Genomic DNA, 23415 nt, shown 5'->3' with positions numbered 1-23415 from the left:
GGGGCGAACTCACAGCGCCAGCCCGGTTGTCCGCGCCCAGGCACGCCAGAGCTCGGGCCAGACCTCGACCGGCTTGCCGATCGCCTTGCGCAGGCCAAAGCCATGCCCGCCATGCTCGAACAGATGCGTCTCGACGCGGATCTGTTTCGCCTTGAGCGCAGCGCGCAGCAACAGCGTGTTGTTGACCGGCACCGCATCGTCATCCTCGGCGTGGAGCAGGAAGAACGGCGGCGCATCGGCGGGCACGTTCAGATGCGGCGAATGCGCGGCCTCGAGCGCCGGGCTCGCGCTTTTGCCGACGAGCAGTTCGCGCGATCCGGCATGCGCATCGGGCGCGGTCATCGAGATCACCGGATAGATCGGCGCTGCGCTGTGCGGCTTAGCGGAAAGCTTGTCCGCCTCGTCGACCGGCGCATACACCTTGGCATCGAACCGTGTGGCGAGATCGGCACACAGATGGCCGCCAGCGGAAAAGCCCATCGCCGACACGCGCTCTGGATCCAGCGCGAAGTCGCCGGAACGCGCGCGGATCAGCCGCATCGCGCGCTGCGCATCGGCGAGCGCCACATCCGGCCCTGCCGCCCAGCCCTCGCCCGGCAGCCGGTAGAACAGCACGAACGCAGTAAAGCCGCGCGCCGCCAGCCAGCGGCCCATTTCATAGCCTTCCTTGTCGACCACCACCCAGCGATAGCCGCCGCCCGGCGTGATCAGCACGCCAGCGCCATTGGGCCGGTCGGGTCTGAACACCGCCATCCGGGCCTTGGTTATGCCAAAGACCGCCCGATCGGTGACCAGCCGGTCGGTCGAGCGTTCCTGCACGGTCTCGGCAAGGGCTCGTGCGGGCATGCCAGGCGCGCCACCGGGCCACAGATCGATGGTTTCGGACGGTTGCGGCAGCCCGGGCGGGAGCGCGCCGCCCGGCACCTTCGGTACCGCGGTCTGCGCCCATGCACTGTGCGCCATCCCCAAAGCCAGAGGAGCCGCCATAAGGGATCGGCGATCGATCTTCATGGCGAGTCCTCCGGTTAATTCAGCAGGAACAGCGTCGAACCGCTGACCCGGTTGTCATCAGTATTTGAAGCGAGCACCGAGGAAGAAGGTGCGGCCGAAATGGTTGTTCTCGTAGTTCCGGTCCGCATCGAAATCGGTGAAGCGATAGCGATAGGTGTCGGTCAGGTTGTTGCCTTCCAGCGAAACCTCAAGCCATTCGGTCACCTTGTAGCGGATCGAGGCATCGAGGTTGAACTGGCTGCCAAAGCCTTCGAGGATGTTGCCGGTGCCGCTCGCACCTTCGTGCCACCGGCTGCGATAGGTGGCCATGACACGGGCGGAGAACTTGCCGTCGTCATAATAGAATGTGCCATTGTAGGAACGCTTCGACACGTTGGCGAGGGTGTTGGTGACATTGACGTTGGTGAGCGGCCCAAGATTGCCGTTGGGCTGGTTTGCAACCGTGATCGGTCCTTGCAGCTGATAATCGGCATCGGAGGAGATGAAGGTCGCGTTGGCCAGAATGCCGAAATTGCCCAGGAACCCGTCGGTAAAGGCGGAGAACGGAATCTGTGCCGCGATTTCCCATCCCTCGAGCGTCGCACCTTCGCCGTTCACAGTCGTGGACAGCACCCAGCGGGGTTCCAGAAGCTGCGACGGATTGATCGCTGCAGGAGAGCTGGGGTTGAGCGATGTCACCGGGGCGCCGGTTTGCGCATAGGTCAGCTCGGTTATCGAATCGCTGCGCGTGAAGGTGGCGATGTTCTTCTTGAACCAGGCGACCGACAGAACAGCCTGAGGTGCAAAATACCATTCCGCCGACATGTCATAATTGGTGGCGCGGAAGGGTTCGAGGAAGGGGTTGCCCGTGCTCACGCGGTAGTTGAAACCATCCGCCGTTCCACCTGGGGTCAAGGCGCCCAGCGTCGGGCGGGTGATGACGTCCGCTGCGGCGAACCGGAGGATGACGTTCTGCGTCGGGAAAATCGCCAGGTTGGCAGACGGCAGCCAGTCGTCATAGCTGCGCTCCACCGTCCGATCGACCGTGCCGACCAGACCATATGAGGACTGTTCGGTTTTCACGTAACGGATGCCAGCGTTCAGGGCATATTCCACGCCGAGCAGTTCGCCCTTCGCATCGAACTGCACATAACCGCCCTTGGTCGTTTCCTGCACCCCGCGATTGTTGCCTGCGTCCAGCGCGAGCGGACGGCTGTAGAGCTTGGTGAATTCGGCCGCGGTGTCGAGGTTCGGGACCAGCCAGGCGTTGGTATTGCCTGCCGGCTGACCTGCCTTGCCCAGCTCGAACAATTCGGAGATCTGCGCGGTGACGGGCAGGCCATAGATAGCGGCAGGGCCGAACGCGGCGGTTGGCGAACAGGTGACCGTGCCCAGCACGCGATCAAGGCCGCCATTGCCGCAAACCGCGGTGTCGCGCGTGAACGCCACGGTGTCGAATTCGAACCGGCGCCACATCACGCCCGCCTTGATGGTGAAACCCTCGGCCACATCCCATTCGGTGCGCAGCTGAGCGGTCTTGAACTGGTTGACGATTTCAGAGGGCCGATCGCGGATCTCGGCGAGCTGGAAGACCGCCGGATCGGTGACGCTGGTGCCGAAGGTCAGCTTCGGACGCTTCATGTCGGAATAGTCGTAGCTATAGCCCTGCGCGTCGCGGTCATCGAAAACGATGGTCGTTTCCACCGGAATGTCTGCGGTCGACTTGGAAATGCCCCCCAGCAGCGTGAAGCGGAAGCTGTCCGAAAGATCCTGGTCCCAGGTCCCGCCGACCTGGTAGAATTCGGTGGTGCTTTCGCGCAGGTAATGTTCGGTGCGGACCCAGGCATCGTTGAACGTGCCGCTGATCATGTTGTTGTTCGTGTCGTACACCGGATTGATGACGTCGATCGAGCGCTCGTTCGAACGGAACAGCACTTCACCCCAGCGCTCGCGGCGGTCGCTGTTGAAGCGCGAGAACAGGCCGTCGATCGAGAACTTGGTCATGTCGGTCGGTGCGAACTGGATCGATCCGGTGATGCCCAGTCGCTCGCGGTCGTGCTTCACTTCACCATAGCGCGGGATGCGCGGATGGAAGGACAGCGTGGCCTGGTCGCAGACTGCGCTGGGACGGTACACGCCCCCGCTGTTCGGACGCCCTGCCGTATTGGCCGCGCTCTGCTGGAAACAGGGGGTGCCATTGACCGAGTCAAAGCGGGCCTGCGCCCAGCGCACCGTGTTGTTGCCCAGCTCCAGCACCTGCGTCTTCTGATACGCGGCAGAGAGAGAAACGCCGAACGTGCCGGCATCGTTGCGCCAGCTCAGCAGCCCTGCAAGGCGCGGCCCTGCATATTCGGACAGGTCGTTATAGCTCACCACAGCCGATCCGACTGCGGTGAAGCCCGCCTTGGCGGCGAGCGGGTTGCCGGTGTTGAGGTCAACGACAGCACCCAGCGAACCTTCGTCGAGGCTGGCCTCGGCAGTCTTGTGGACGACGATCGAGCTGAACAGTTCGGAGGCGAAGACGTTGAAATCGAACGCGCGGTCGCGGTTGGCCGAAGCGCCGTCGGTGGAGGTGGCGACGGTTTCGAGCCCGTTGACGCGGACGCGGGTGAACTGGCTGCCCAGACCGCGCACGGTGATCGCACGGCCTTCGCCGGCATCGCGGGTGATCGAGATGCCGGGGATGCGCTGCAGCGATTCGGCGAGGTTCTGGTCGGGGAATTTGGCGATATCCTCGGCGACGATCGCATCGATCGCGCCCACCGAATTGCGCTTGAGGTTGATCGCGGCCTCGAGCGACTGGCGGAAACCGGTGACGACGATTTCGTCGGCGGCAACGGCGTCATTCTCGGCGGCCTGGTCCTGCGCGGTGGCGTCCTGCGCCTGCGCCGTGCCTGCCGCACCGAATGCGCAGCCTGCAAGCAGTGCCAGCTTGATGATAGAAACGCGCGATGCCCGCTGCGAAATCCGACTGCCCATGTTCAATCCCCTCCCAATTGCCCTTTTCGGGCCTATTGCTACCGGTGTCAAAGGAGAAGACGCGGACACGCTCTGACCCTCTTCGACACCCTGGCTCCCGTGCTCGTCCAGATCGGCTGGCGAGCACACACTGTCTTTTACTGTCTTTCCGGCGTGCGTCTCAGCAACAAATGCTAACACGGTAACCGGTGTCATTATGTATTGCCCTCAAGTCGGGCGTCTGTCAATAACCATGGCAACGGGAGAGAGACATGCTTGCAAGACTGGGAAAAACCCTGTGCATCGGCGCATTCGCGCTTGCCACCCTCACACCGGCGCTGGCCGAGCCGCATCCGGCCGACCCCACCCGGGGCGGCGCGGGCGGGCGAATCATCAAGGTGACGACGCTGGCCAAATCGGGTCCGGGATCGTTCGCCGAAGCGCTTGCCGCCAAGGGCCCGCGCATCATCGTGTTCGAGGTTGGCGGGGTGATCGATCTGGGGCGCAGTTCGCTCGACATCACCGAGCCGTTTGTCAGCATCGCCGGGCAGACCGCGCCGTCGCCGGGGATCACGCTGATCAAGGGCGGGATCGATGTGAAGACGCACGATGTCGTGGTCTCGCACCTGCGCGTCATGACCGGCGCGGATGGCCAGGCGCGCATGTCGGGCTGGGAGGCGGATTCGTTTTCCACCGTCGCGGCGCGCAACATCGTGGTCGAGCATTGCAGCTTTCTGTGGGGGGTGGACGAGAACATGTCCGCATCCGGCCCGCGCTTTACCGGCAAGACGCTTGCCGAGTGGCGCGCCGGGACCAGCCACCACATCGTCTTCCGCGACAACCTTGCCGCCGAAGGGCTTGCCAATTCGAGCCACCCCAAGGGCGAGCACTCCAAGGGATCGCTGATCCACGACAACGCCACCCACATCACCTTCTACCGCAATGTCTGGGCGCACAATGTCGAGCGTGCGCCTTTGGTCAAGGGCGGGGCGCAGGTCGCGATGATCAACAACCTGATCTACAATCCCGGCCACCGCGCGGTGCACTACAACCTGATGAATCTCGAATGGCTGGGGCAGGACTATGTCACCGGCGAGATCACCGCGGTCGGCAATGTCATGCGCGGCGGCAACGACACGAACGAAGGACTGCCCTTCCTGATGCTGGGCGGCGATGGCGACCTTGCCTATTTCGGCAAGGACAATCGCGCGGTCGACCGGCATGGCAATCCCCTCCCCCAGTTCGGCCGCTATGGCGAGACTCGCGCGAAACTGATCACCGCCAGGGCGCCGCTCGCCGACGTATCGCAATACCGCATCCTGCCTTCGGGCGAGGTCGAGACATCGTTGCTGCAGACCGCAGGCGCCCGCCCCTGGGACCGCGCGCCCGACGACATCCGCGTGCTGTTCTTCGTTGCCGAAGGGCGCGGCGACATCATCGACGACGAGAGCGAGGTCGGCGGCTACCCCAGGCCTGCCCCCACCGCAGCTCGCTTCGTCGAGGCCGAGTGGAACCTCGACACGATGACCCCGAAATCGGGGCGCTATCCCGGGCAGAAGGGGGCGAGCCAGGAATCGCTTTCCACCCGCGACCGCGAAATGCGCCAGCGCCAAGCTCGGCCCCAGCCATGAGCGGCCTTCTCGCGCTGCTCCTGCTCGCAGCCCCTCCTATGGCTGTGATCGACGAGGCCGACACCGTGCGCCGCGAGCCGCCGCCGCATGGCGCCATCGGGATGAGCACCGCGTGGCGGATCAGCGACCACGCACCGCAACCGCGCCGGATGGAATTCCGCCGCCGCACGCTCGATATCGGGTCCGCGATCGGCGAGCACGCAATCGCCCACGACGAGGTCTATTATGTGCTCGACGGCGAGGGCGAGGTTGTCTCCGATGGCCAGCGTGCCACTCTCAAGCCCGGCATGACGGCATATCTCTATGACGGCGCGGTGGTGGGGATCTGGCAGAAGGGGGACAAGCCGCTCGCGCTGATCATCGCCTATCCCGTGGCAGAACCCAGGGAAGCGCCGGTCAACTCCCCGGCTGAACGTAAGGAGCCTTAGCCCAGAGCTCGCGTTCCCAGCGGCGCGGGTCGTTGAGGGCGGTCGCGGTGCCGTCGCCGACGACCAAGGTTGCGCGGTCGGGCAGCCTGTAGGGCGACCACTCCGCGAGCCCTGGCACACCGGTCTTCGCCAGCCCCGCAAACGCCTGCATCATGATGTCGCGGGTCGCGCGCGCGCCTGCATCGGTGCCACTCATGCTTCCGGGGGCATCGAGCGTGCCGAACACGTAGGGAATGTCGTCGGTGTGCGCCGCGCCGCGCAAGGGGTCGATCGGAGAAGGACGGTCGAGCTGATACACCCAGGTCGCCGCTGCGCCCGCCTGCGCCCGCGCATCCGCCTCGATTACCTGCCCCGGCCACGACCGGCCCGCGGTGGTCGCCGAATAGAAGATCTGTTCGGGGCTCCAGTCGGGATATTGCGCGCGGTACTGCGCCACCACCCAATCGACATCGAGGTCGATCTTGATTTCGGGCAAAACGCGATCGGCCAGATTGTCCCACCCCAGACCCTTGAGCTTCGCGCCCCTGGGGTCGATGAACGCGCGCGTCTCCTCGCGCGTGTTGCCCAGGATCATAGGAATGTGGTTCGATTGCGGCGCGGCATCGGGCCAGAACGGGTGGCGCGGCAGGTTGGTCATGTCGAGCACCGGGCCGAAATAGACCGCCCCGCCCATGATCGGATCTGTCGCGGTGAGCGCTTCGACGATGCGCTCGCTGGGCATTGCCAGCAGCCCTTCTGCATCGCCGGGCTGGAGGCCCAGCGCCGCGATCAGCGCCTGGGTCCGCTTCCACGCGTTGCCCGGGCCGCTGGCGACGACCTGCTGGCCGCTCATCGTCGCGGCGCTGTGGAACAGACCATCTGCTGCGGGCATCGCCATCAAGGTCGCGATCTTCGCCCCGCCGCCCGACTGGCCGAACACCATCACCTTGCCCGGGTCGCCGCCAAAACCTGCGATATTGTCGCGCACCCATTCGAGCGCGAGGATCAGGTCGAGCTGGCCCAGATTGCCACTATTAGCAAAGCGGCCGCCCAGCGGCTTGAGCCAGGCATAGCCCAGCGCATTGAGCCGGTGGTTGACCGTGACCACCACCACATCGCCTGAAGCCGCGAGCCTGCCGCCATGGGTCAGCGGGTCGGTGACGGTGCCGTTGGAGTAAGCGCCGCCGTGGAAATACACCATCACCGCACGCTTCGCGGCAGGATTGGAGTCGGGCGTCCAGATGTTGAGGAACAGGCAATCCTCGGACTGGGGCAGGTCGGGATTGCCGCGCTGCGGCGCGATGGGGGCGAAGTCCTGCGCCTTGACCGCGCCATCTGCCACCATCGGAACCGCGCGCGCGAACCGTTGCGCGCGGCCATAGCGGATGCCCTTGAACGCGAGCACGCCCTGTTCGCGGAGCCCGGTAAAGCGACCGACCCTGGGGTCGGCGCCCTTTGCCAGCGCCGGAGTGGCCATCAGCGCCGCGCCGACGCCCAGCAGCGAACGCCGGGTGAGATCAGCGCCGGACATCGCCGCCGGCGGACGAGAATGCCGCCAGCTCGCCCGCACCGATCAGGCACATGTCGCCCGGCAGCGAATGCTTGAGCGCTGCGAGCGCCAGCCCGGTTTCGGCCATGGCCTGGGCATCGCCGCCTTGCAGATATTGGTGCAGCACGCCTGTGGCAAAGGCATCGCCGGTGCCGATCCGGTCGACGATACCGGTGACATCGATCTCGGCGGTCTGGTGCTTTGACGCACGGGTATCGACCCGCGCGGCGATGCGGTGGTGATCGCTGCTCACCACATGGCGCGCGGTCGAGGCGACCAGCTCGAGATTGGGGAAGGCTGCAAACGCCGCATCCACCGCCTCGCGCCTGCGCTCTGCGCCATCGCCCGAAAAGGCCTTGCCCAGCAGCAGCGAGATATCGCGGTGGTTGCCGATCAGCACCGTCGCAGCCCCCACCAGTTCGGTCAGGATCGCGCGCGGATCGCTGTCCCATGCGTCCCACAGCAGCGCTCGGTAGTTGCCATCGAAGCAGATCGGTACATCCGCCGCCTGCGCCGCAGCAACGGCAGCGCGGGCGAGTGCGACGCCATTGGGGCCCAATGCAGGGGTGATCCCCGACAGATGCAGCAGGGCGGCGCCTTCCAGCGCGCCTGCGAAATCGAATGCACCCGCGTCGCACTGCGCGAACGCCGATCCGGCGCGGTCATAGGTGATCGAGGAAGGGCGCAGCCCCGCGCCCGGCTCGAGAAAATACAGCCCCATGCGCCCCGGCCCGCGCGCGACGTAGCGGATGTCCACCCCCGCAGCGCCAAGCTCGGAACGCGCCTTGTCGCCCAGCGGGCTGGCGGGCAGCAGCGTCACCATCCGCGCCTCGTGCCCCAGCGAGGCGAGCCCGGCGGCGACATTGGCCTCCGCGCCGCCCACCCCCATCTCGAGCGCCTGGGCCTGCACGATCATCCGCACGCCGGGCGGCGAAAGCCGCAGCAGCATTTCCCCGAAACAGACGACCGCGCCCGCCTTGCTCATCGCGCGAGCCAGCCGCCATCGACCGCCAGTATATGGCCGGTGACGTAATCCGACGCAGGCGATGCCAGGAACAAAGCCGCGCCGGCAATATCCTGCGGCCGGCCCCAGCGCCCGGCGGGGATGCGTTCCATGATCTGGCGGTTGCGCGTCTCGTCAGCCTGCAGCGCGGCGGTGTTGTTGGTGGCGATATAGCCCGGTGCGATCGCGTTGACCTGGACGCCCTTGGGCGCGAGTTCGTTCGCCATCGCCTTGGTCACCCCGCCGACGCCCGATTTGGCTGCGGCATAGCTCGGCACCCGAACCCCGCCCTGGAAGGTCAGCAGCGAGGCGATGTTGATGATCTTGCCCGATCCGCGACTCGCCATATGCCGCGCTGCAGCCTGGCTGAGGAAGAACAGCGTCTTGAGGTTGGTGTCGATCACCGCGTCCCAGTCCGCCTCGCCGAAGTCGAGCAGATCGGCGCGGCGGATGATGCCGGCATTGTTGACCAGGATATCGAGCCGTCCAAGCCCCGCCAGCGCCTCGTCGACCACGCGCCCCACCGGCTCGATCGAGCCGAAGTCCGCGGCGATGTTCACCGCCTTGCGCCCGGTCGCCTGAATCGCGGCGAGCGTTTCAGTCGGCTCCGACCGGCCCGCGACCGCGACATCGACGCCGGCTTCAGCGAGCGCGACCGCAATCGCCTGGCCGATGCCGGTGTTCGCGCCGGTGACCAAAGCGGTCTTGCCTGCAAGATCGAAGGGGCTGGCTGTCATGTCCCGTGTCCCTTAGCAGGCCTCAGCCCGTGATGCCCTTCAGATACGCCGCCATCTCCTGATCGCTCGCGTTGGCGTAGAAATACTCGGCAAAGCGCTCGCCTGCAATCGCAGCCTTGAGCAGGTCCTGGTCGACGGTCTTCAGCACGGTTAGCATGTCTTGGCAGCTGGCAGCCTTGAGGTCCTTCAGAATACCGCGGTTGGTGCGCATGATTTCGGCGCGCTCCCTGGGATAGCCGAGCCCGCGTTCGCCATCGAACAATTTGCCGTAGACATCGCGCAGGTTGAGCTCTGCCGCCCAGCCGAAGCCCTTGGCATAGGGCATCGAGATCGCGTTGCCGTCGTTGATCTGGCCGAACAGGAACGCGTCAGTCGGGTCGATGACGAGTCCGCAGAACACGCCGGGCATGGCGTTGCACGCCAGCATCGATCCCATTCCGGTGCCGCAGCCGGTGACCACGAAATCCGCCGCGCCCGAATTGAGCAGGATGCCGGTGAGCAGCCCGTTCATGACATAGGTCAGCGAGGCTGCGTCCTCGGCGGAATACATGCCGTAGTTGAACACCTGATGGCCGAGCGGTTCGGCGACATCGGTCAGCGCTTCGTGGATGATAGCGTTCTTGGCAGCCTGGCTGTTCTCGGTGATCAGGGCGATCTTCATATCTGTCCTCTCGTGTGGACGCTGTCTCGCGTCCCGCATTGCTGTGGCTTGATGGCAAAGACGGTAACCGGTGTCATAGATCGGCGCAACCCCAAACTGGCCCTGCCCCGGCCCGCAGGGTCGTCAGGCGACCGAGGCACGCTCGATCAGGTCGGAGAGGAAATGCGAGGGGTGCTTGCGCGCTTCGGCCGGGTCGATCAGCTTGATCGCCGCCGCCTTGGCCATCGCCTCGATCGGCCAGCGCACGGTGGTAAGCGGCGGCCAGATATGCGCGGCGATCGCGGTATCGTCGAAACCGACGATCGACAGATCCTCGGGCACCGACAGCCCCTGGGTGCGCGCGGCATGGAGCACACCGGCGGCCATCTCGTCGTTGCTGGCAAAGATCGCGCTGGGCCGGGGTGTCGCGGCGAGCAGTTTTTCGCCCGCAGCGATTCCCGTCTCGAAGGTGTAGCTGCCCTCGGCCATGATCGCGGGGTCGAGCGCTATTCCGGCGGTTTCGAGCGCATCGCTATAACCCAGAGCGCGCTCTGCTGCGGAGCGGAAGCCTTCGGGCCCCGCGACGAAGCCGATGCGGCTGTGGCCGCGCCCGACCAGATAGGCGACCGCCTTGGCCACCGCCTCGCGGTCGTTGGAGGCGACCATGTGCGCGTCGTCGTCGAGCCGGACCGATCCCATGCGGACATAGGTCACGCCCAGTTCCTCGCACAGCGCCGCGAGCGCATCGTTCTCGGAAATCGGTGGCAGCAGCATCACGCCGAACAGCCGCTGCTGGTCGAGAAACGCGCGGACATCGTCTAGCATGTCGGGCGAGCGACGGTTGACCGGGCGGACCACCAGCGCGAACTCGGTATCGCGGATCGCCGACAAGATCCCCTGCTGCACCCCCAGCACCATCTGCGCATTGGGGTTGTCGTGGATCAGCCCGATCAGGAAATTGCGCCGCAGTGCCAGCGCGCGCGCCTGCGGGTTGGGGACATAGCCAAGCTCGGCGATCACCGCCTCGACCTTCTCGCGCGTCGCCTCGTTGAGCAGCGGCGAACGGTTGATCACCCGGCTGACCGTTTTCTTGGAAACGCCGGCGATCCGGGCGACGTCGTTGATGGTCGGCTTGCCGTCCTTTGCCTTCATCACGCGCGTTTCCATTCCATCGCCAGACTACACCGGTGTCAGTGCCCGGTTTCTCCTAGCCCCGCCAAGGTCATCATGGCAATGGGATGCGCATTGACACCGGTTACCATCGCGCTATCCATGCACACAACGCTCGGGCGAGACGCCGCCACTTGCGAATGACACCGGTTTCCTTTACGCAGCCGGTCATAGAGATGGACTTGGGATGGGGATCGAGTTGACGGTGAACGAACAGGCCGACGATGTTGCCATGGCCTTTGTCAGTGCCCGCCGCGAGGCGCGCGCGCTGCATAGCTATCCGGGCCTCAAGCCGCAGGAACTGCAGGCGGCCTACACGATCCAGGATCGCGCGATCGTCATCGACGGGCGCGCGGTGGTGGGCTGGAAGGTCGGACGGATCAACCCGCCGCTCGATGGCCAGCTGGGCGCCAACCGCCTGTCCGGACCGATTTTTGCCGATTCGATCGTCGATGCCGCCGATGGCCATGCGCCCGACATGCCGGTGTTCCACGGCGGCTTTGCCGCCGGCGAGGCCGAGATGCTGCTGCACGTGGCCCCCGGCTTTACCGGCCCGGTCCCCTGTGACGACGAAGGCACCAAGGCGCTGCTCGACGATGTCCGGCTGGGCATCGAGGTCGCCAGCTCGCCTTATCCCGGCATCAACACCGATGGCCCGCTGGTCACCGTCTCCGATTTCGGCAACAATGCCGGGCTGGTGCAGGGTCCGGCGCTGCAGGGCTGGCGCGATCTGGATCTGTGCGCCATCCCGGTGCGCAGCGAGATCGATGGCGAGGTCGTCGGCGCCGCTACCGCAGCGACCATGCTCGACGGCCCCTATGGCGCGGTGCGCTTTTTGCTGACCAACCTGATCGCGCGCGGCATGGATGTCTCGGCGGGGCTGTGGGTCTCGACCGGCGCGATCACCGGGGTGCATGAAATCGCCATCGGACAGGCGTTTACCGCGATTTTCGAAGGCTGCGGTGCCGTGCACTGCCGGGTGGTGGCTGCCACGCCGCGCTAGCAGATCGTTGTGGCGGACCGGCAAAAGCCTGGCCGCCACCCACAGGGCCAAATGGCCAAGGGAGAGTGAAGATGGTTGATGCCCCAGCGACGATCGGCACCCAGGCCGGGCCCGCGCCCGTGACCGCTGCCGCCGCCAATGCCGGCCGCTATCGCTGGGTGATCGTCGCCTTGCTGTTCGCGGCCACCGCCATCAACTATATCGACCGGCAGATGATCGGCGTGCTCAAGCCCACGCTGGTCGCGGAATTCGGCTGGACCGAGAGCGACTTTGCCAACATCGTCTTCTGGTTCCAGGTCGCCTATGCCATCGGCTATGTCGGCTTTGGCCGCATCGTCGATGTCGTCGGCGCGCGGCTGGGCTATTCGGTCGCGATCGTCATCTGGACCATCGGCCATATGGCGCACGGCTTTGCCACGGGCGTCGCCAGCTTTGCCGCAGCGCGCTTCGGCCTCGGCATCGGCGAAAGCGGCAACTTCCCCGCAGGCATCCGCGCGGTCACCGACTGGTTCCCGCAGCGTGAGCGCGCCTTTGCCATCGGGCTGTTCAATGCCGGGGCCAATGTCGGCGCGATCATCACGCCTTTGCTGGTGCCGGTGCTGGTGCTGTATTTCGGCTGGCGCTCGGCGTTTTTCATCACCGGCATCTTCGGCGTCGTCTGGCTTGCCGCCTGGTGGTTCATCTATCGCCACCCGGCCGAGCACAAGCGCGTCACCCCGGGCGAGCTCGCCTGGATCCAGCAGGACCCCGCCGACCCAGTCGAGCAGATCGGCTGGAGCCGCCTGCTCAGCGTTCGCGAGACCTGGGCATATGCTTTGGGCAAGTTCCTGATCGATCCGATCTGGTGGTTCTTCCTGTTCTGGCTGCCGGGCTATCTGTTCGAGCGCTATGACATGGATCTGAAGACCTTCGGCCTGCCGCTGGCGGCGATCTACCTGATCTCCGACTTCGGATCGATCTTCGGCGGCTGGATGTCGTCGCGGCTGATCAAGGCCGGGCGCACCCCCAATTTCGCGCGCAAGTCGACGATGCTGTTGTGCGCGCTGGCGGTCACGCCGATCTGGTTTGCGCAAAGCATCGACAGCGTATGGGCCGCGGTGCTCATCATCGGACTGGCGACGGCAGCTCATCAGGCGTTCTCCGCCAATCTCTACACCTTGCCCTCGGACGTGTTCCCGCGCGGCGCAGTGGGTTCGGTGATCGGCATCGGCGGCACCGTGGGGGCGCTCGGCGGCATGGGCATGGCGCTGTTCACCGGCTACATCCTCGACAGCACGGGCAGCTATGAAATCCTGTTCGCGATCTGCGCCAGCGCCTATCTGCTAGCGCTGGCGGTGGTGCATCTGCTGAGCCCCAGGCTGGCACCCGCCAACGTCTAGGGCGCGCAGGGGCCTCCCAGGCTGCGCAACGTCCGTCCGGCTTTCGCGTATGTGCAACAGGCAATCTTGTCGCACAAAGGACGCGCAGCATGGCAGACACCCGGGATACCAACAGCAACGGCACCACCAACCAGTCGCAGCAGGAGGCTCCGCAGGCGCAGGACATCGCTGAGGAGGCGCTGCACCGCAACGACGACCCCAGCGAGGACAGCGAGCAGGGCGGTTCGGACGGAATTTCGGTGGTGCCGCAGGACGAGCAGGATCTGGTCGATCACATGAACCAGATGGTGCAATCGGGCCATATCGACCGCAGCGCCTTTGACGGCGAACGCAACGACGATGACGAGGAAAGCCCGCTGGGCACGCTCGACGACGCAGAGAGCGACAGCCCCGGCGATGGCGACGTGATCAGCTTCGGCAATTCGGGCTGAGCCGCAAAAGTCTACCCTCAAGCTTCCCCGTGATCGGCAGGTTACGGGGAGGCGAAAAGGCTCAGGTGTCTCGGCATTGTTTTGGGCTTCTTGCCGCGGATCAACCGGTCCACCGCATCGATCGCGCCGACCAGTTCGGCGGCGCTGTAGGGCTTGTTGAGGCAGCCGATCGCATATTGCTGCGCCCCGCCCGGGCAGGTTCCCGTGGCGAACAGCACGGGAATGTCGCGCTCGCTGGCCACCCGCGCGACCTCTATCCCGCTGCCCCCGCGCGACAGGTTGACGTCGGCCAGAACCAGATCGATCGCCTCGCGCTCGAGCACCGCGATCGCCTCGTCCTGCGTATCGACCGTTGCCACCACGCGATAACCCGCGTCGACGACGCGCAATTCGTTGTCGAACGCCACCAATGGCTCGTCCTCGACGATCAGAATGGTCTTGATCGACCGGGTGAACCGCGAAAACAGCATCTGATGACTTTCGGACAGGGGCTTGGGCGTCTCATGGAAATACGCGGCAGACAAATCTTGCGTTCCCGCGCGAGGCCTTCCTCGTTATAGCAGCGCCCATGCCCCCCCGGAAACCGAAATTCGATCCGCTCAACGACAGCCCGTCGCCGCGCGAAGCCCCCGCCAGAGCCAGCGCATCCGCGCTGGGAGAAGGGCAGCGCATCGCCAAGCTGCTTGCCCGCGCCGGCATTGCCAGCAGGCGCGAGATCGAGCGGATGATCGAGGGTGGCCGCGTGGCGCGCGATGGCGTGGTCATCACCACGCCTGCAACGGTCCTCACCAGCCTGAATGGCATCACCGTCGACGGCAAGGCGGTCAAGGAACCCGCGCCTGCAAAGCTGTGGCGCTTCCACAAGCCTGCCGGGCTGCTGACCGCGGCACGCGACTTCACCGGGCGCGAGACGATCTATGACCATCTCGCCCGCGTTGCCCCGGATGCACCGCGGATGATGCCCGTCGGTCGGCTGGATCTCAACACCGAGGGGCTGCTGCTGATGACCAATGACGGCGAGCTCAAGCGTCAGATGGAGCTACCCGCCACCGGGGTCGAGCGCACCTATCGTGCCCGCGCGTTCGGCGAGGTCAGCCAGACCCAGCTTGAGGACCTGATCCACGGCATCACCATCGAGGGCATCCGCTATGGCAAGATCGACGCCAATCTCGAACGCCGCACCGGGCGCAACGGCTGGATCGAGATGACGCTGACCGAGGGCAAGAACCGTGAGGTCCGCCGCGTGCTCGAGCACCTCGGCCTCAAGGTCTCGCGCCTGATCCGCACCCGCTATGGCCCCTTCCTGCTCGAAGGGCTCGAGCCCGGCGCGCTCGAGGAAGTGCGCAGGCACGATCTGATCACGTTCAGGAACACGTTGAAATGATGGACTATCCCACGCCATCCCTCGCCAAGGGGGAGGGGAAGTAATGCTGCGCATCATCGCCGGCGAGTGGCGGGGCCGCAAGCTGAAGACCCCGGCAGGCGACACCACCCGCCCCACCGCAGACCGCACCCGCGAAACGCTGTTCTCGATGCTGACCAGCCGGTTGGGATCGTTCGAGGAGCTGAGCGTGCTCGACCTGTTCGCTGGATCGGGCGCGCTGGGAATCGAGGCACTGTCGCGCGGCGCGGCAAAGTGCGTGTTCGTCGAGCAGGACCGCGCCGCAATCGACGTGCTGCGCGCCAATATCCGCTCGCTTGAAGCCGAAGACCGCGCCGAAATCCGGCCCAGCTCCGCGCTGACATTGGGCCCGGCGCTCAAGCCTTTCGACGTCGTGCTGATCGATCCGCCCTATGCGACCGGCGCGGGCGCGGTGGCGCTCGACAAGCTGAAGCGCCTGGGCTGGTTTGCACCCTCGACCTGGATCAGCGTGGAGACAGGCAAGTCGGAAAAGCTCGAGGTGTCAGGCTTCGAGATCGACGCCGAGCGCGTGGTCGGCAAGGCCAGGCTGACATTGTTGCGGCTGGCGGGTGATGTGATAGACTGACCCCATGGTCAAATACTCGCCGATCGAGTCCGAATTCGCCTCGTCCGAGGAAGAGGCGGCCTATGATGCGTGGTTGAAGGCGACAGTCGAAGCCGCGCTAGCGTCAGCCGAACCACTCATTCCGCATGAAGACGTCATGCGACAAATGTCGGAGATTATCGCCGGGCATGAGCAAAAAAAGCGTCGTCTGGACCGCAGACGCGCTTAGGAAGCTGCGGGCGATCACGGATTATATCGCCGAACGAAACCCACCGGCAGCGCGTCGGCTGGAAGAAGCGTTCATCCAGTGCGCGCAACGTATAAGAACTCAGCCGCTAATGTATCGGCAAGGACGCATCGCCGGAACGCGAGAAGCAGTGGTCCATCCGAACTATCTGATGATCTACCAAATACGGGAGCACCAGATCGTTATCGTCTCGGTAGTCCACGCCCGCCAGCAATACCCTTGAGCCTTGCCTACCCCGCAGCCCTTCCCCGCTGCGCCCACAGCCCGGCAAAGCTCAGCACCCCGGCCGCTGCCAGATACAGCCCGACCGCATCCGCGCCGCCCGTGTCCGCTAGTGCCTGTGCTGCGATCGGGGCGAGTGCGCCGCCGATGATGCCGCCGCCGTTGAACGCCACCGACGCGCCGGTATAGCGCACGCGCGCGGGAAACTGCTGCGGCAGCCAGGCGCCCAATGGGCCATAGACGAAGCCCATCACCAGCAGCGCGATCGACAGGGCCACCCATGCCAGCCAGAGCGAGCCCGAGCCCAGCAGCGGCCCGAACAGCAGCCCGACGCCGATGGTTGCCGCGCAGCCGATCATCAGCACCCGCCCGCTGCTGGTGGCATCCGAGCGATAGCCCGACAGCACGATGCCCAGCGCGAGGAACAGGATCGCGCCCAGTTGCACCAGCAGGAAATCGACGCGGTTGTGCCCCAGGGCGGTGGTGGCATAGCCCAGCGCAAACGCGGTCGAGAGATAGAAGATCGCAAAGCAGGCGACGACCGCAAAAGTGCTGGCGAAGGTCGCGCGCAGATGGTTGCGGAAAAGCTCGGCCACCGGCACCGGCGCTGGCTTGTCGCGCGCCAGCACCTCGGCAAAGTCCGGCGTTTCGCTGATCTTGAGCCGCACCCACAGGCCAAGCCCCACCAGAATGCCGCTCGCCAGGAACGGCACACGCCAGCCCCAGGCGACGAACTGTTCGTCGGTCAACGAAAGGCCCAGGATCAGGAACAACCCGTTGGCGGCGATGAAGCCCACCGGCGCGCCCAGTTGCGGTGCCATGCCGAAGCGCGCGGCCCATCCGGGAGGTGCGTTCTCTACCGCGAGCAAAGCCGCCCCGCCCCATTCTCCGCCAAGACCAAACCCTTGCCCGAACCGCAGGATGCACAGCAACAATGGCGCGACCCATCCCACCATCTGATAGGTGGGCAGGAACGCGATCAGCAGCGTGGATCCGCCCATCAGCATCAGAGAGGCGACCAACGTCGACTTGCGCCCGATGCGGTCGCCGAAATGGCCGAACGCCACCGCCCCGACGGGCCGCGCGAAGAACGCAAGGCCGAAGCTCATATAGCTCAGCAGCAGCTGCGCCGAGGCGCTCTCCGACGGAAAGAACAGCGGACCGAACACCAGCGCGGCAGCGGTCGCGTAAATGTAGAAGTCATAGAACTCGACGGCCGTGCCCACCAGCGAGGCGGTGAGCACGCGCGCATGGACGCGATATGGATGCGGCTGTGTGATGGTCCCCATAAGCGCGGAGCGTTAGCGCAGCCAGCGCCAATGGCAAGGTTTGCCGCGGATCTGTGCGCACAGCGGGCATGCAAAAAGGGCGACTGGTTGCCCGCCGCCCTTTTGTGAATGTCGAAATATCGGCAGATCAGGCGGCGATGACTTCGCCATCTGCTTCCGGATCGCGCAGCACATAGCCGCGGCCCCAGACGGTCTCGATGTAGTTTTCACCGCCACAGGCCAAAGCCAGCTTCTTGCGCAGCTTGCAGATGAAAACGTCGATGATCTTGAGTTCAGGCTCGTCCATCCCGCCATACAGGTGGTTGAGGAACATTTCCTTGGTCAGCGTAGTGCCCTTGCGCAAGCTGAGCAGCTCGAGCATCGCATATTCCTTGCCGGTCAGGTGAACGCGGGCGCTGTCCACTTCGACCGTCTTGGCATCGAGGTTGACCGCCAGCTTGCCGGTGCGGATGACGCTTTGCGAATGGCCCTTGGAGCGGCGGACCACGGCGTGGATGCGCGCGACCAGTTCCTCGCGGTGGAACGGCTTGGTGACATAGTCATCGGCACCGAAACCGAACGAGCGGACCTTGCTGTCCATCTCCGAAATGCCCGACAGGATGAGAACCGGCGTCTGCACCTTGGCGACACGCAGTTTCTTGAGCACGTCATAGCCATGCATGTCGGGCAGGTTCAGGTCGAGCAGGATGATGTCGTAATCATACAGCTTGCCCAGATCCAGGCCCTCTTCCCCAAGGTCCGTCGTATAGACGTTGAAACCTTCGGTCGTCAGCATAAGCTCGATCGCCTTTGCCGTGGTCGGTTCATCTTCGATCAAAAGCACCCGCATGTGCAGCCCCTTTTCGCCCGTGCCATCGGCACCGTTCAGTCATCTGGACCCAAGAACGGATCGACGAGGAAAACATTAACCATAAAAGTTTTGGGGGCAAAAGGTTAATTTTGTGTAAACCGGCCTGACTCCACGAGTCGCGAGGCTCGCCCGGATCGCTGGGGCGCGGAAAAGACTCGATTTTCTGCATGCCAACCGACGCTTTCGGTTCGTCGCTTTTTACACAGTTATACCGATATGGTTTCCAATTGGTAACGCTGCGCGGTGCCGCTCATGCCGGCGGAAGCGTCTTGCGCAGATAGTCGATCAGCGCCTCCACCCGCGCCGGGCGATGCGGCGAGGGCGGGGTCACGATGCTGAGCGTGGTATCGTCGAAGCGCCATTCGGGCAGCAGCCGCAGCAGCCGCCCATCCGCCATCGCCGCGTTGCAGAAGAAGTCGGGAAGCGATGCGATGCACAGCCCGTCCAGAACCGCGGGCATCGCCGCATCGGCGTTGTTGACGATCAGCGCCGGGGGAACCCGCACCTGCAGCTTGCTGCCATCGGGCCCGGTCATCGACCACAGCCCGGGCTGCGCAGCATTGGCATAATGCACCGCCCGGTGCTCGCCCAGCTCGCCCGGGTGACGCGGGGTGCCATGGCGCGCGCAGTAATCGGGCGAGGCGATCATGTACATCTGCACGCTGCGCAGCCGGATCGCGCGCAGGCTGCTGTCGGGCAGCACCGCGATGCGCAGCGCCAGATCGAACCCCTCGTTGACCAGATCGACCCGCGCGTCGGACAGATGCATGTCGATGATGATCCCGGGGTGCATCGCCATGAAACGGGCAACCAAAGGTGCCACCGCGCGCAGGCCGAAGCTCATCGGCACCGCAATCCGCACCGTGCCCGAAAGCAGCGATGCCTCGTCGCGCGCTGCCTCCACCGCCGCCTCGCCATCCAGCCGGATTCGCCGCGCATGATCGACCAGCGAGCGCCCCGCCGCCGACAGCGACAGGCGGCGCGAAGTGCGGTGGAACAGCGCCGTGCCCAGCTCCGCTTCCAGCCGCGAGACCGCCTTGGAGACCTTGGCCTTGGACAGGCTGAGCGCATCGGCCGCCGCGGTGAAGCTGCCGCTGTCGGCAACGGCGGCGAACACCGCCCATGCCTCGAAGTCCGGAAGCCGCATATCTGAAACAATCCTTTTCCAAACTGGCTATTTTGGAAACGATACCACTGTCCTATCTCCATCTCAAGCCAAGGCACGGCCTACCATCCGGTGCCTTTTAGAAGGAGCAAGTGACATGATCGAGAAGCGGGACTTTTCTTCCCTGGGCCATGCCAACCATGGCTGGCTCAATGCCCGCCACCATTTTTCGTTCGGTGGCTATCATGATCCCGCCCGGATGGGCTGGGGCGCGCTGCGGGTGTGGAACGACGACGAGATCGCTCCCAAGAGCGGTTTTCCCACTCATCCGCACCGCGACATGGAAATCATCACCTATGTCCGCACCGGTGCGATCACCCATCGCGACAGTCTGGGCAACGAAGGCCGCACCGAGGCGGGTGATGTCCAGGTGATGAGCGCCGGCACCGGCGTGGCGCACAGCGAGTTCAATCTGGAGAGCGAGGAGACCCGCCTGTTCCAGATCTGGATCATCCCCGATGCAGCGGGCGGCGAGCCGCGCTGGGATGCCAAGCAGTTCCCCAGGGGCGAGCGTTCGGGCAGGCTCGAGGTACTGGCCAGCGGCCGCGACGAGGACATCAGCGCAGGCGCACTGATGATCCGCGCCGATGCCCGGCTTTCGGGTGCGACTTTGGCAGCCGGCGACAGCATCACCCACCGGATCGCGGACGGCATGTCTGCGTATCTGGTGGTGTCGGCGGGCAGCGTGACGGTGAATGGGGTCGAAATCGGCCCGCGCGATGCCGCCGCGATTACCCAGGAAACCGAGATCACCGTCTCGGCGACCCAAGATGCCGAGTTTCTGCTCGCGGAAACCCGGACCCACTGATCCCCCGTCCCGCCGCTTCCCCCTCCCGGCGGCGGGACACCCCTTTCAACCCATTCCCTTAAAGGAGACGTCTCATGGCAAAAGTTCTGGTGCTCTATTATTCCTCTTACGGTCATATCGAAACGATGGCCGAGGCCGTGGCCGAAGGCGCGCGCGGCGAGGGCGCCGAGGTGACGATCAAGCGCGTGCCCGAAACGGTGCCCGAGGATGTTGCCCGCAGCAGTCACTTCAAGCTCGACCAGGCCGCGCAGATCGCCACGCCCGAAGAGCTCGCGGACTATGACGCGATCGTCGTCGGCACCGGCACCCGCTTTGGCCGCATGTCGAGTCAGATGGCGGCGTTCTGGGACCGCACCGGCGGGCTGTGGGCCAAGGGCGCACTGGTCGGCAAAGTCGGCGCATCGTTCACCTCCACCGCCAGCCAGCATGGCGGACAGGAGACCACGCAGTTCTCCATCCTCACCAACCTGCTGCACCACGGCCTGACCATCGTCGGACTGGACTATGGCTTCCAGGGCCAGCTCAGCAACGACGAGGTAATCGGCGGATCGCCTTATGGTGCCAGCACGATCGCCGGTGGCGACGGATCGCGCCAGCCGCACGAAGCCGATCTCGGCGGCGCCCGCTATCTGGGTGCGAAGGTCGCGCGCACCGCAGCCAAGCTGACCGCGTAGCCTGCCCCCTGCCCGCTCGGCGACCGCCCGGCCATTCCCCCTGCACCCCGTTTTTTGCGGGATTGCAGCGGGGATGGCCGGGCCATACTGTGCCTGGCGAAGCTGCGATGGGGTAACGGGTGTGAACGTTTCGAGGATCAGGCGCCTGCTGGCCCTGGCGCTGGCCGTGCTGGCGAGTCTTCCCGTAGCCGCGCGTGCCGAGTGGCGGGAGGCATCGAGCCCCAATTTCCTGGTTTACGGCGACCAGAGCGAATCGCAGACCCGCGAATTCACCGACATGCTCGAACGCTATCGTTCGGCGATGCTTTATATCTACAATCTGCCTCCAGAGGTCACCTCGCCATCGAACCGGCTGACCGTCTTCGTGGTGCGCGACGACGCGCAGGTGCGCAAGCTGCTGGGCACCGGCAGCCGCTTCGTCTCGGGCTTCTACCAGTCGCGCGCGGGCGGATCGGTGGCGTTCGTACCCCGCGTGAACGACGACAGCCAGAGCGACCGCGTCTCCGATGGCGAACGCCTCCTCCTCCACGAATATGCGCATCACTTCATGTTCAGCGTCTTTTCCGGGTCGCCTCCGATGTGGATGACCGAGGGCTTTGCCGAATTCTATGCCAGCGCCAAGTTCGAGAGCGGCGGTGCGGTCGGGCTGGGGCTTCCCGCCGATCATCGCGTGGCCGAGCTCGAGCTGGCGCAGGAAGTGCCGATCGACATGCTGCTCAGCACCCGCAAATATCGCGAGAACACCTCGAAACGCTACGACTCCTTTTACGGGCGCAGCTGGCTGCTGTTTCACTATCTGACCTTCTCGGATGAGCGCGCGGGGCAGATGGCCGACTATCTGCGGCGGCTGGATGCGGGCGAAGGCGAGGAGGCAGCCGCGGTCAATGCCTTTGGCGATCTCGACGTGCTCGACAAGGAACTCGCCGCCTACAAGAAGCGCCGCAGGATGACCTATCTGCGGCTGGGCCCCGAGCGGATCACCAGCGCCGCGATCACCATTCGCACGCTGAACAAGGGCGAGGCAGCGATCCTGCCGGTGATGATGCGCTCGCGCCGCGGGGTCAACGACGAGCAGGCGAAGATCGTCGTCGAGGAGGCGCGACAGGCCGCAGCTCCCTATGCCGACGATCCGTTCGTGCAGACCGCACTGGCAGAAGCCGAGTTCGACGCCGGCAACACCGCCGAGGCACTGGCAGCTGCCGACCGGGCGCTGGCCAGGGACCCGCGCGCGATGAATGCGCTGATCCAGAAGATGTATGCTCTGTTCCGCCAGGCCGAGCAGGGCGATGCCAGATTGTGGCCCAAGGTCCGCGCTGCGGTCGCCGCGGCCAACCGGGTGGAAAACGACAATCCCCTGCCGCTGAGCTATTTCTACCGGACCTATGCGGCAGAGGGCAGGACACCGCCACCGGTTGCGATCCAGGGACTGGAGCGCGCGCTTGCGCTGGCGCCTTATGACATCGGCTTGCGGATGACCCTGGCGCAGTACCAGATCGGCAGCGGCCAGAAGGAGCGCGCCCAAAGGACGCTGGCGCCGCTGATCAACCATCCGCACAACACACGGCTGGCAGAGACCGCGCGCGCGCTGATCGAGGGGCGCGTGCCGCCTGCTGCGAAAGAGGATGAAGACGACACGGCATCCTGATACGCTCCGCTGCCAAAACCAGGGAGAGTTGCATGTCACACCGGCCGTCGCTTCATATCGCATTGTTCGCAGCCGCGCTGGCGCTGATCGCGGGCCTGGCCCCGGCGCAGGCCCAGGCCGACACCCAGCCCCCTATGCGACCCGGCTTCCATTCCGGCAGCGTGATCACCGGCTTTGGCCCGGTCGCCACGGTGGAGGGGCGCGAGCCCTTGCCTGCCAATGCCACGTTCAGCGTTGCCTTCGATGTCGCGGAGGCCGCCAAGCCGGGTGCCATTAACCGCACGCTGGAAAGCGCGGCGCGGTTCATCAACATGCACGCAGAGGCAGGCGTCCCGCGCGACGCGGTGCGGGTCGCGGTGGTGGTGCACGGCCCGGCGAGCTTCGATCTCACCAACGCTGCAGCCTATGCCAGAAAGCATGACGGCGCGACCAACGCCAATCTCGCAGCGATCGCCGCGCTGATCGACAACGGCGTCGAGATCCATCTGTGCGGGCAGAGCGCTGCGGGGCAAGGGATTTCCCGCAGCGACCTAGCCCCGGGGGTCAGGATGCAGCTGTCGGCGATGACCGCGCATGCGCTGCTGCAACAGCAGGGCTATACGCTCAATCCCTTCTGAGCGCGGCCTTGCGGGCATGGGTTGCCGCGCGGG

Annotated in this window: 24 protein-coding genes; 13 read left to right on the top strand and 11 right to left on the bottom strand. The window is 65.3% G+C overall.

Features of this window, described 5'->3' with window-relative positions:
• Positions 1 to 9: 9 nt before the first annotated feature.
• Both B5J99_RS07450 and B5J99_RS07445 read right to left on the bottom strand, forming a co-directional pair.
• Positions 10 to 1011: an alpha/beta hydrolase gene (locus B5J99_RS07450; RefSeq protein ID WP_117352035.1), complete on the bottom strand. Its 1002-nt coding sequence runs from the start codon at positions 1009 to 1011 to the stop codon at positions 10 to 12.
• Between the two features lie 57 nt (positions 1012 to 1068).
• A complete protein-coding gene (locus B5J99_RS07445) occupies positions 1069 to 3969 on the bottom strand; it encodes a TonB-dependent receptor (RefSeq protein WP_117352034.1) in 2901 nt (966 codons plus the stop codon).
• Between the two features lie 251 nt (positions 3970 to 4220).
• Between B5J99_RS07445 and B5J99_RS07440 the strand changes: the two genes are divergently transcribed.
• Together B5J99_RS07440 and B5J99_RS07435 are read left to right on the top strand one after the other, a co-directional pair.
• Entirely contained in the window at positions 4221 to 5579 is a 1359-nt protein-coding gene (locus B5J99_RS07440) for a pectate lyase family protein (protein ID WP_117352033.1), read from the top strand.
• Positions 5576 to 6007 (top strand): cupin domain-containing protein, encoded by a 432-nt coding sequence (locus B5J99_RS07435; protein ID WP_117352032.1) that lies wholly within the window; start codon positions 5576 to 5578, stop codon positions 6005 to 6007. Before B5J99_RS07440 ends, B5J99_RS07435 begins: the two co-directional genes overlap by 4 nt.
• Here B5J99_RS07435 and B5J99_RS07430 read toward each other — a convergent pair.
• The 5 genes from B5J99_RS07430 to B5J99_RS07410 all read right to left on the bottom strand — a co-directional run bounded on the left by B5J99_RS07430 (position 5976) and on the right by B5J99_RS07410 (position 11067).
• Positions 5976 to 7517, bottom strand: a complete 1542-nt coding sequence (locus tag B5J99_RS07430) for a carboxylesterase/lipase family protein (protein WP_117352031.1) — start codon at positions 7515 to 7517, stop codon at positions 5976 to 5978. The two genes, B5J99_RS07435 and B5J99_RS07430, sit on opposite strands and share 32 nt — an antisense overlap.
• Entirely contained in the window at positions 7504 to 8520 is a 1017-nt protein-coding gene (locus B5J99_RS07425; RefSeq protein ID WP_117352030.1) for a sugar kinase, read from the bottom strand. Before B5J99_RS07425 ends, B5J99_RS07430 begins: the two co-directional genes overlap by 14 nt.
• Positions 8517 to 9275 carry a 2-dehydro-3-deoxy-D-gluconate 5-dehydrogenase KduD gene (gene kduD, locus B5J99_RS07420; protein ID WP_117352029.1) on the bottom strand — a complete coding sequence of 253 codons (759 nt, stop codon included), beginning with the start codon at positions 9273 to 9275 and terminating at the stop codon, positions 8517 to 8519. The genes B5J99_RS07425 and kduD overlap by 4 nt, the downstream gene beginning before the upstream one ends.
• A 22-nt stretch (positions 9276 to 9297) precedes the next feature.
• Positions 9298 to 9936, bottom strand: coding sequence for an RpiB/LacA/LacB family sugar-phosphate isomerase (locus tag B5J99_RS07415; protein ID WP_117352028.1), 639 nt, complete (start codon positions 9934 to 9936; stop codon positions 9298 to 9300).
• A 123-nt stretch (positions 9937 to 10059) separates the two neighbouring features.
• Complete coding sequence (locus B5J99_RS07410) at positions 10060 to 11067, bottom strand: LacI family DNA-binding transcriptional regulator (protein WP_054136310.1); 1008 nt, start codon at positions 11065 to 11067, stop codon at positions 10060 to 10062.
• Positions 11068 to 11272: 205 nt separating this feature from the next.
• Between B5J99_RS07410 and B5J99_RS07405 the strand changes: the two genes are divergently transcribed.
• From B5J99_RS07405 to B5J99_RS07395, 3 genes are all read left to right on the top strand, one after another.
• Complete coding sequence (locus tag B5J99_RS07405; RefSeq protein ID WP_054136287.1) at positions 11273 to 12088, top strand: 2-keto-4-pentenoate hydratase; 816 nt, start codon at positions 11273 to 11275, stop codon at positions 12086 to 12088.
• A gap of 71 nt (positions 12089 to 12159) precedes the next feature.
• Positions 12160 to 13467 (top strand): MFS transporter, encoded by a 1308-nt coding sequence (locus B5J99_RS07400; RefSeq protein WP_245991785.1) that lies wholly within the window; start codon positions 12160 to 12162, stop codon positions 13465 to 13467.
• Between the two features lie 89 nt (positions 13468 to 13556).
• Positions 13557 to 13898, top strand: coding sequence for a hypothetical protein (locus B5J99_RS07395; RefSeq protein ID WP_117352027.1), 342 nt, complete (start codon positions 13557 to 13559; stop codon positions 13896 to 13898).
• 41 nt (positions 13899 to 13939) lie between these two features.
• On the opposite strand, the gene B5J99_RS07390 is transcribed toward B5J99_RS07395, so the two are convergent.
• Entirely contained in the window at positions 13940 to 14368 is a 429-nt protein-coding gene (locus B5J99_RS07390) for a response regulator (protein ID WP_054136289.1), read from the bottom strand.
• A gap of 98 nt (positions 14369 to 14466) precedes the next feature.
• Between B5J99_RS07390 and B5J99_RS07385 the strand changes: the two genes are divergently transcribed.
• Genes B5J99_RS07385 through B5J99_RS07370 form a run of 4 tightly spaced genes read left to right on the top strand, consistent with a single transcriptional unit; the run spans position 14467 to position 16335 of the window.
• Complete coding sequence (locus B5J99_RS07385) at positions 14467 to 15282, top strand: pseudouridine synthase (RefSeq protein ID WP_117352026.1); 816 nt, start codon at positions 14467 to 14469, stop codon at positions 15280 to 15282.
• A gap of 43 nt (positions 15283 to 15325) precedes the next feature.
• Complete coding sequence (gene rsmD, locus B5J99_RS07380) at positions 15326 to 15886, top strand: 16S rRNA (guanine(966)-N(2))-methyltransferase RsmD (RefSeq protein WP_082382467.1); 561 nt, start codon at positions 15326 to 15328, stop codon at positions 15884 to 15886.
• A 4-nt stretch (positions 15887 to 15890) separates the two neighbouring features.
• The gene (relB, locus tag B5J99_RS20055) at positions 15891 to 16094 is read left to right on the top strand and encodes a type II toxin-antitoxin system RelB family antitoxin (RefSeq protein WP_117352025.1); all 204 of its coding nucleotides are present in this window, start codon (positions 15891 to 15893) and stop codon (positions 16092 to 16094) included.
• A complete protein-coding gene (locus B5J99_RS07370; protein ID WP_082382468.1) occupies positions 16054 to 16335 on the top strand; it encodes a type II toxin-antitoxin system RelE/ParE family toxin in 282 nt (93 codons plus the stop codon). Before relB ends, B5J99_RS07370 begins: the two co-directional genes overlap by 41 nt.
• Before the next feature lie 7 nt (positions 16336 to 16342).
• On the opposite strand, the gene B5J99_RS07365 is transcribed toward B5J99_RS07370, so the two are convergent.
• From B5J99_RS07365 to B5J99_RS07355, 3 genes are all read right to left on the bottom strand, one after another.
• Positions 16343 to 17623 carry an MFS transporter gene (locus tag B5J99_RS07365; protein ID WP_117352024.1) on the bottom strand — a complete coding sequence of 427 codons (1281 nt, stop codon included), beginning with the start codon at positions 17621 to 17623 and terminating at the stop codon, positions 16343 to 16345.
• A gap of 127 nt (positions 17624 to 17750) precedes the next feature.
• A complete protein-coding gene (gene ctrA / locus B5J99_RS07360; RefSeq protein WP_017672249.1) occupies positions 17751 to 18452 on the bottom strand; it encodes a response regulator transcription factor CtrA in 702 nt (233 codons plus the stop codon).
• A 271-nt stretch (positions 18453 to 18723) separates the two neighbouring features.
• The gene (locus B5J99_RS07355) at positions 18724 to 19620 is read right to left on the bottom strand and encodes a LysR family transcriptional regulator (RefSeq protein WP_054136293.1); all 897 of its coding nucleotides are present in this window, start codon (positions 19618 to 19620) and stop codon (positions 18724 to 18726) included.
• Between the two features lie 115 nt (positions 19621 to 19735).
• Between B5J99_RS07355 and B5J99_RS07350 the strand changes: the two genes are divergently transcribed.
• The 4 genes from B5J99_RS07350 to B5J99_RS07335 all read left to right on the top strand — a co-directional run bounded on the left by B5J99_RS07350 (position 19736) and on the right by B5J99_RS07335 (position 23382).
• Positions 19736 to 20446, top strand: a complete 711-nt coding sequence (locus B5J99_RS07350) for a pirin family protein (RefSeq protein ID WP_117352023.1) — start codon at positions 19736 to 19738, stop codon at positions 20444 to 20446.
• Positions 20447 to 20520: 74 nt separating this feature from the next.
• On the top strand, positions 20521 to 21120 hold the full coding sequence (gene wrbA / locus B5J99_RS07345; RefSeq protein ID WP_069051304.1) for an NAD(P)H:quinone oxidoreductase: 600 nt from the start codon (positions 20521 to 20523) through the stop codon (positions 21118 to 21120).
• 121 nt (positions 21121 to 21241) lie between these two features.
• On the top strand, positions 21242 to 22765 hold the full coding sequence (locus B5J99_RS07340) for a DUF1570 domain-containing protein (RefSeq protein ID WP_162892495.1): 1524 nt from the start codon (positions 21242 to 21244) through the stop codon (positions 22763 to 22765).
• Between the two features lie 32 nt (positions 22766 to 22797).
• On the top strand, positions 22798 to 23382 hold the full coding sequence (locus tag B5J99_RS07335; RefSeq protein ID WP_245991782.1) for a DsrE family protein: 585 nt from the start codon (positions 22798 to 22800) through the stop codon (positions 23380 to 23382).
• Positions 23383 to 23415 lie beyond the last annotated feature (33 nt).

Source organism: Blastomonas fulva (assembly GCF_003431825.1).
In the GTDB taxonomy this organism is placed as follows: Bacteria; Pseudomonadota; Alphaproteobacteria; order Sphingomonadales; family Sphingomonadaceae; genus Blastomonas; species Blastomonas fulva.
Note: the sequence above shows the minus strand (reverse complement) of the source record. Positions and strands in the feature narration are given on the sequence as shown.

Coding starts and splice junctions, on each gene's coding strand:
- B5J99_RS07400 (WP_245991785.1), top strand. CDS start 12,160: ATGGTTGATGCCCCAGCGACGATCGGCACCCAGGCCGGGCCCGCGCCC.
- B5J99_RS07415 (WP_117352028.1), bottom strand. CDS start 9,936: ATGAAGATCGCCCTGATCACCGAGAACAGCCAGGCTGCCAAGAACGCT.
- B5J99_RS07430 (WP_117352031.1), bottom strand. CDS start 7,517: ATGTCCGGCGCTGATCTCACCCGGCGTTCGCTGCTGGGCGTCGGCGCG.
- B5J99_RS07350 (WP_117352023.1), top strand. CDS start 19,736: ATGATCGAGAAGCGGGACTTTTCTTCCCTGGGCCATGCCAACCATGGC.
- wrbA (WP_069051304.1), top strand. CDS start 20,521: ATGGCAAAAGTTCTGGTGCTCTATTATTCCTCTTACGGTCATATCGAA.
- relB (WP_117352025.1), top strand. CDS start 15,891: ATGGTCAAATACTCGCCGATCGAGTCCGAATTCGCCTCGTCCGAGGAA.
- B5J99_RS07395 (WP_117352027.1), top strand. CDS start 13,557: ATGGCAGACACCCGGGATACCAACAGCAACGGCACCACCAACCAGTCG.
- B5J99_RS07335 (WP_245991782.1), top strand. CDS start 22,798: ATGTCACACCGGCCGTCGCTTCATATCGCATTGTTCGCAGCCGCGCTG.
- B5J99_RS07435 (WP_117352032.1), top strand. CDS start 5,576: ATGAGCGGCCTTCTCGCGCTGCTCCTGCTCGCAGCCCCTCCTATGGCT.
- B5J99_RS07365 (WP_117352024.1), bottom strand. CDS start 17,623: ATGGGGACCATCACACAGCCGCATCCATATCGCGTCCATGCGCGCGTG.
- B5J99_RS07425 (WP_117352030.1), bottom strand. CDS start 8,520: ATGAGCAAGGCGGGCGCGGTCGTCTGTTTCGGGGAAATGCTGCTGCGG.
- rsmD (WP_082382467.1), top strand. CDS start 15,326: ATGCTGCGCATCATCGCCGGCGAGTGGCGGGGCCGCAAGCTGAAGACC.
- kduD (WP_117352029.1), bottom strand. CDS start 9,275: ATGACAGCCAGCCCCTTCGATCTTGCAGGCAAGACCGCTTTGGTCACC.
- B5J99_RS07445 (WP_117352034.1), bottom strand. CDS start 3,969: ATGGGCAGTCGGATTTCGCAGCGGGCATCGCGCGTTTCTATCATCAAG.
- B5J99_RS07385 (WP_117352026.1), top strand. CDS start 14,467: ATGCCCCCCCGGAAACCGAAATTCGATCCGCTCAACGACAGCCCGTCG.
- B5J99_RS07440 (WP_117352033.1), top strand. CDS start 4,221: ATGCTTGCAAGACTGGGAAAAACCCTGTGCATCGGCGCATTCGCGCTT.
- B5J99_RS07390 (WP_054136289.1), bottom strand. CDS start 14,368: ATGCTGTTTTCGCGGTTCACCCGGTCGATCAAGACCATTCTGATCGTC.
- ctrA (WP_017672249.1), bottom strand. CDS start 18,452: ATGCGGGTGCTTTTGATCGAAGATGAACCGACCACGGCAAAGGCGATC.
- B5J99_RS07450 (WP_117352035.1), bottom strand. CDS start 1,011: ATGAAGATCGATCGCCGATCCCTTATGGCGGCTCCTCTGGCTTTGGGG.
- B5J99_RS07355 (WP_054136293.1), bottom strand. CDS start 19,620: ATGCGGCTTCCGGACTTCGAGGCATGGGCGGTGTTCGCCGCCGTTGCC.
- B5J99_RS07410 (WP_054136310.1), bottom strand. CDS start 11,067: ATGAAGGCAAAGGACGGCAAGCCGACCATCAACGACGTCGCCCGGATC.
- B5J99_RS07405 (WP_054136287.1), top strand. CDS start 11,273: ATGGGGATCGAGTTGACGGTGAACGAACAGGCCGACGATGTTGCCATG.
- B5J99_RS07370 (WP_082382468.1), top strand. CDS start 16,054: ATGAGCAAAAAAAGCGTCGTCTGGACCGCAGACGCGCTTAGGAAGCTG.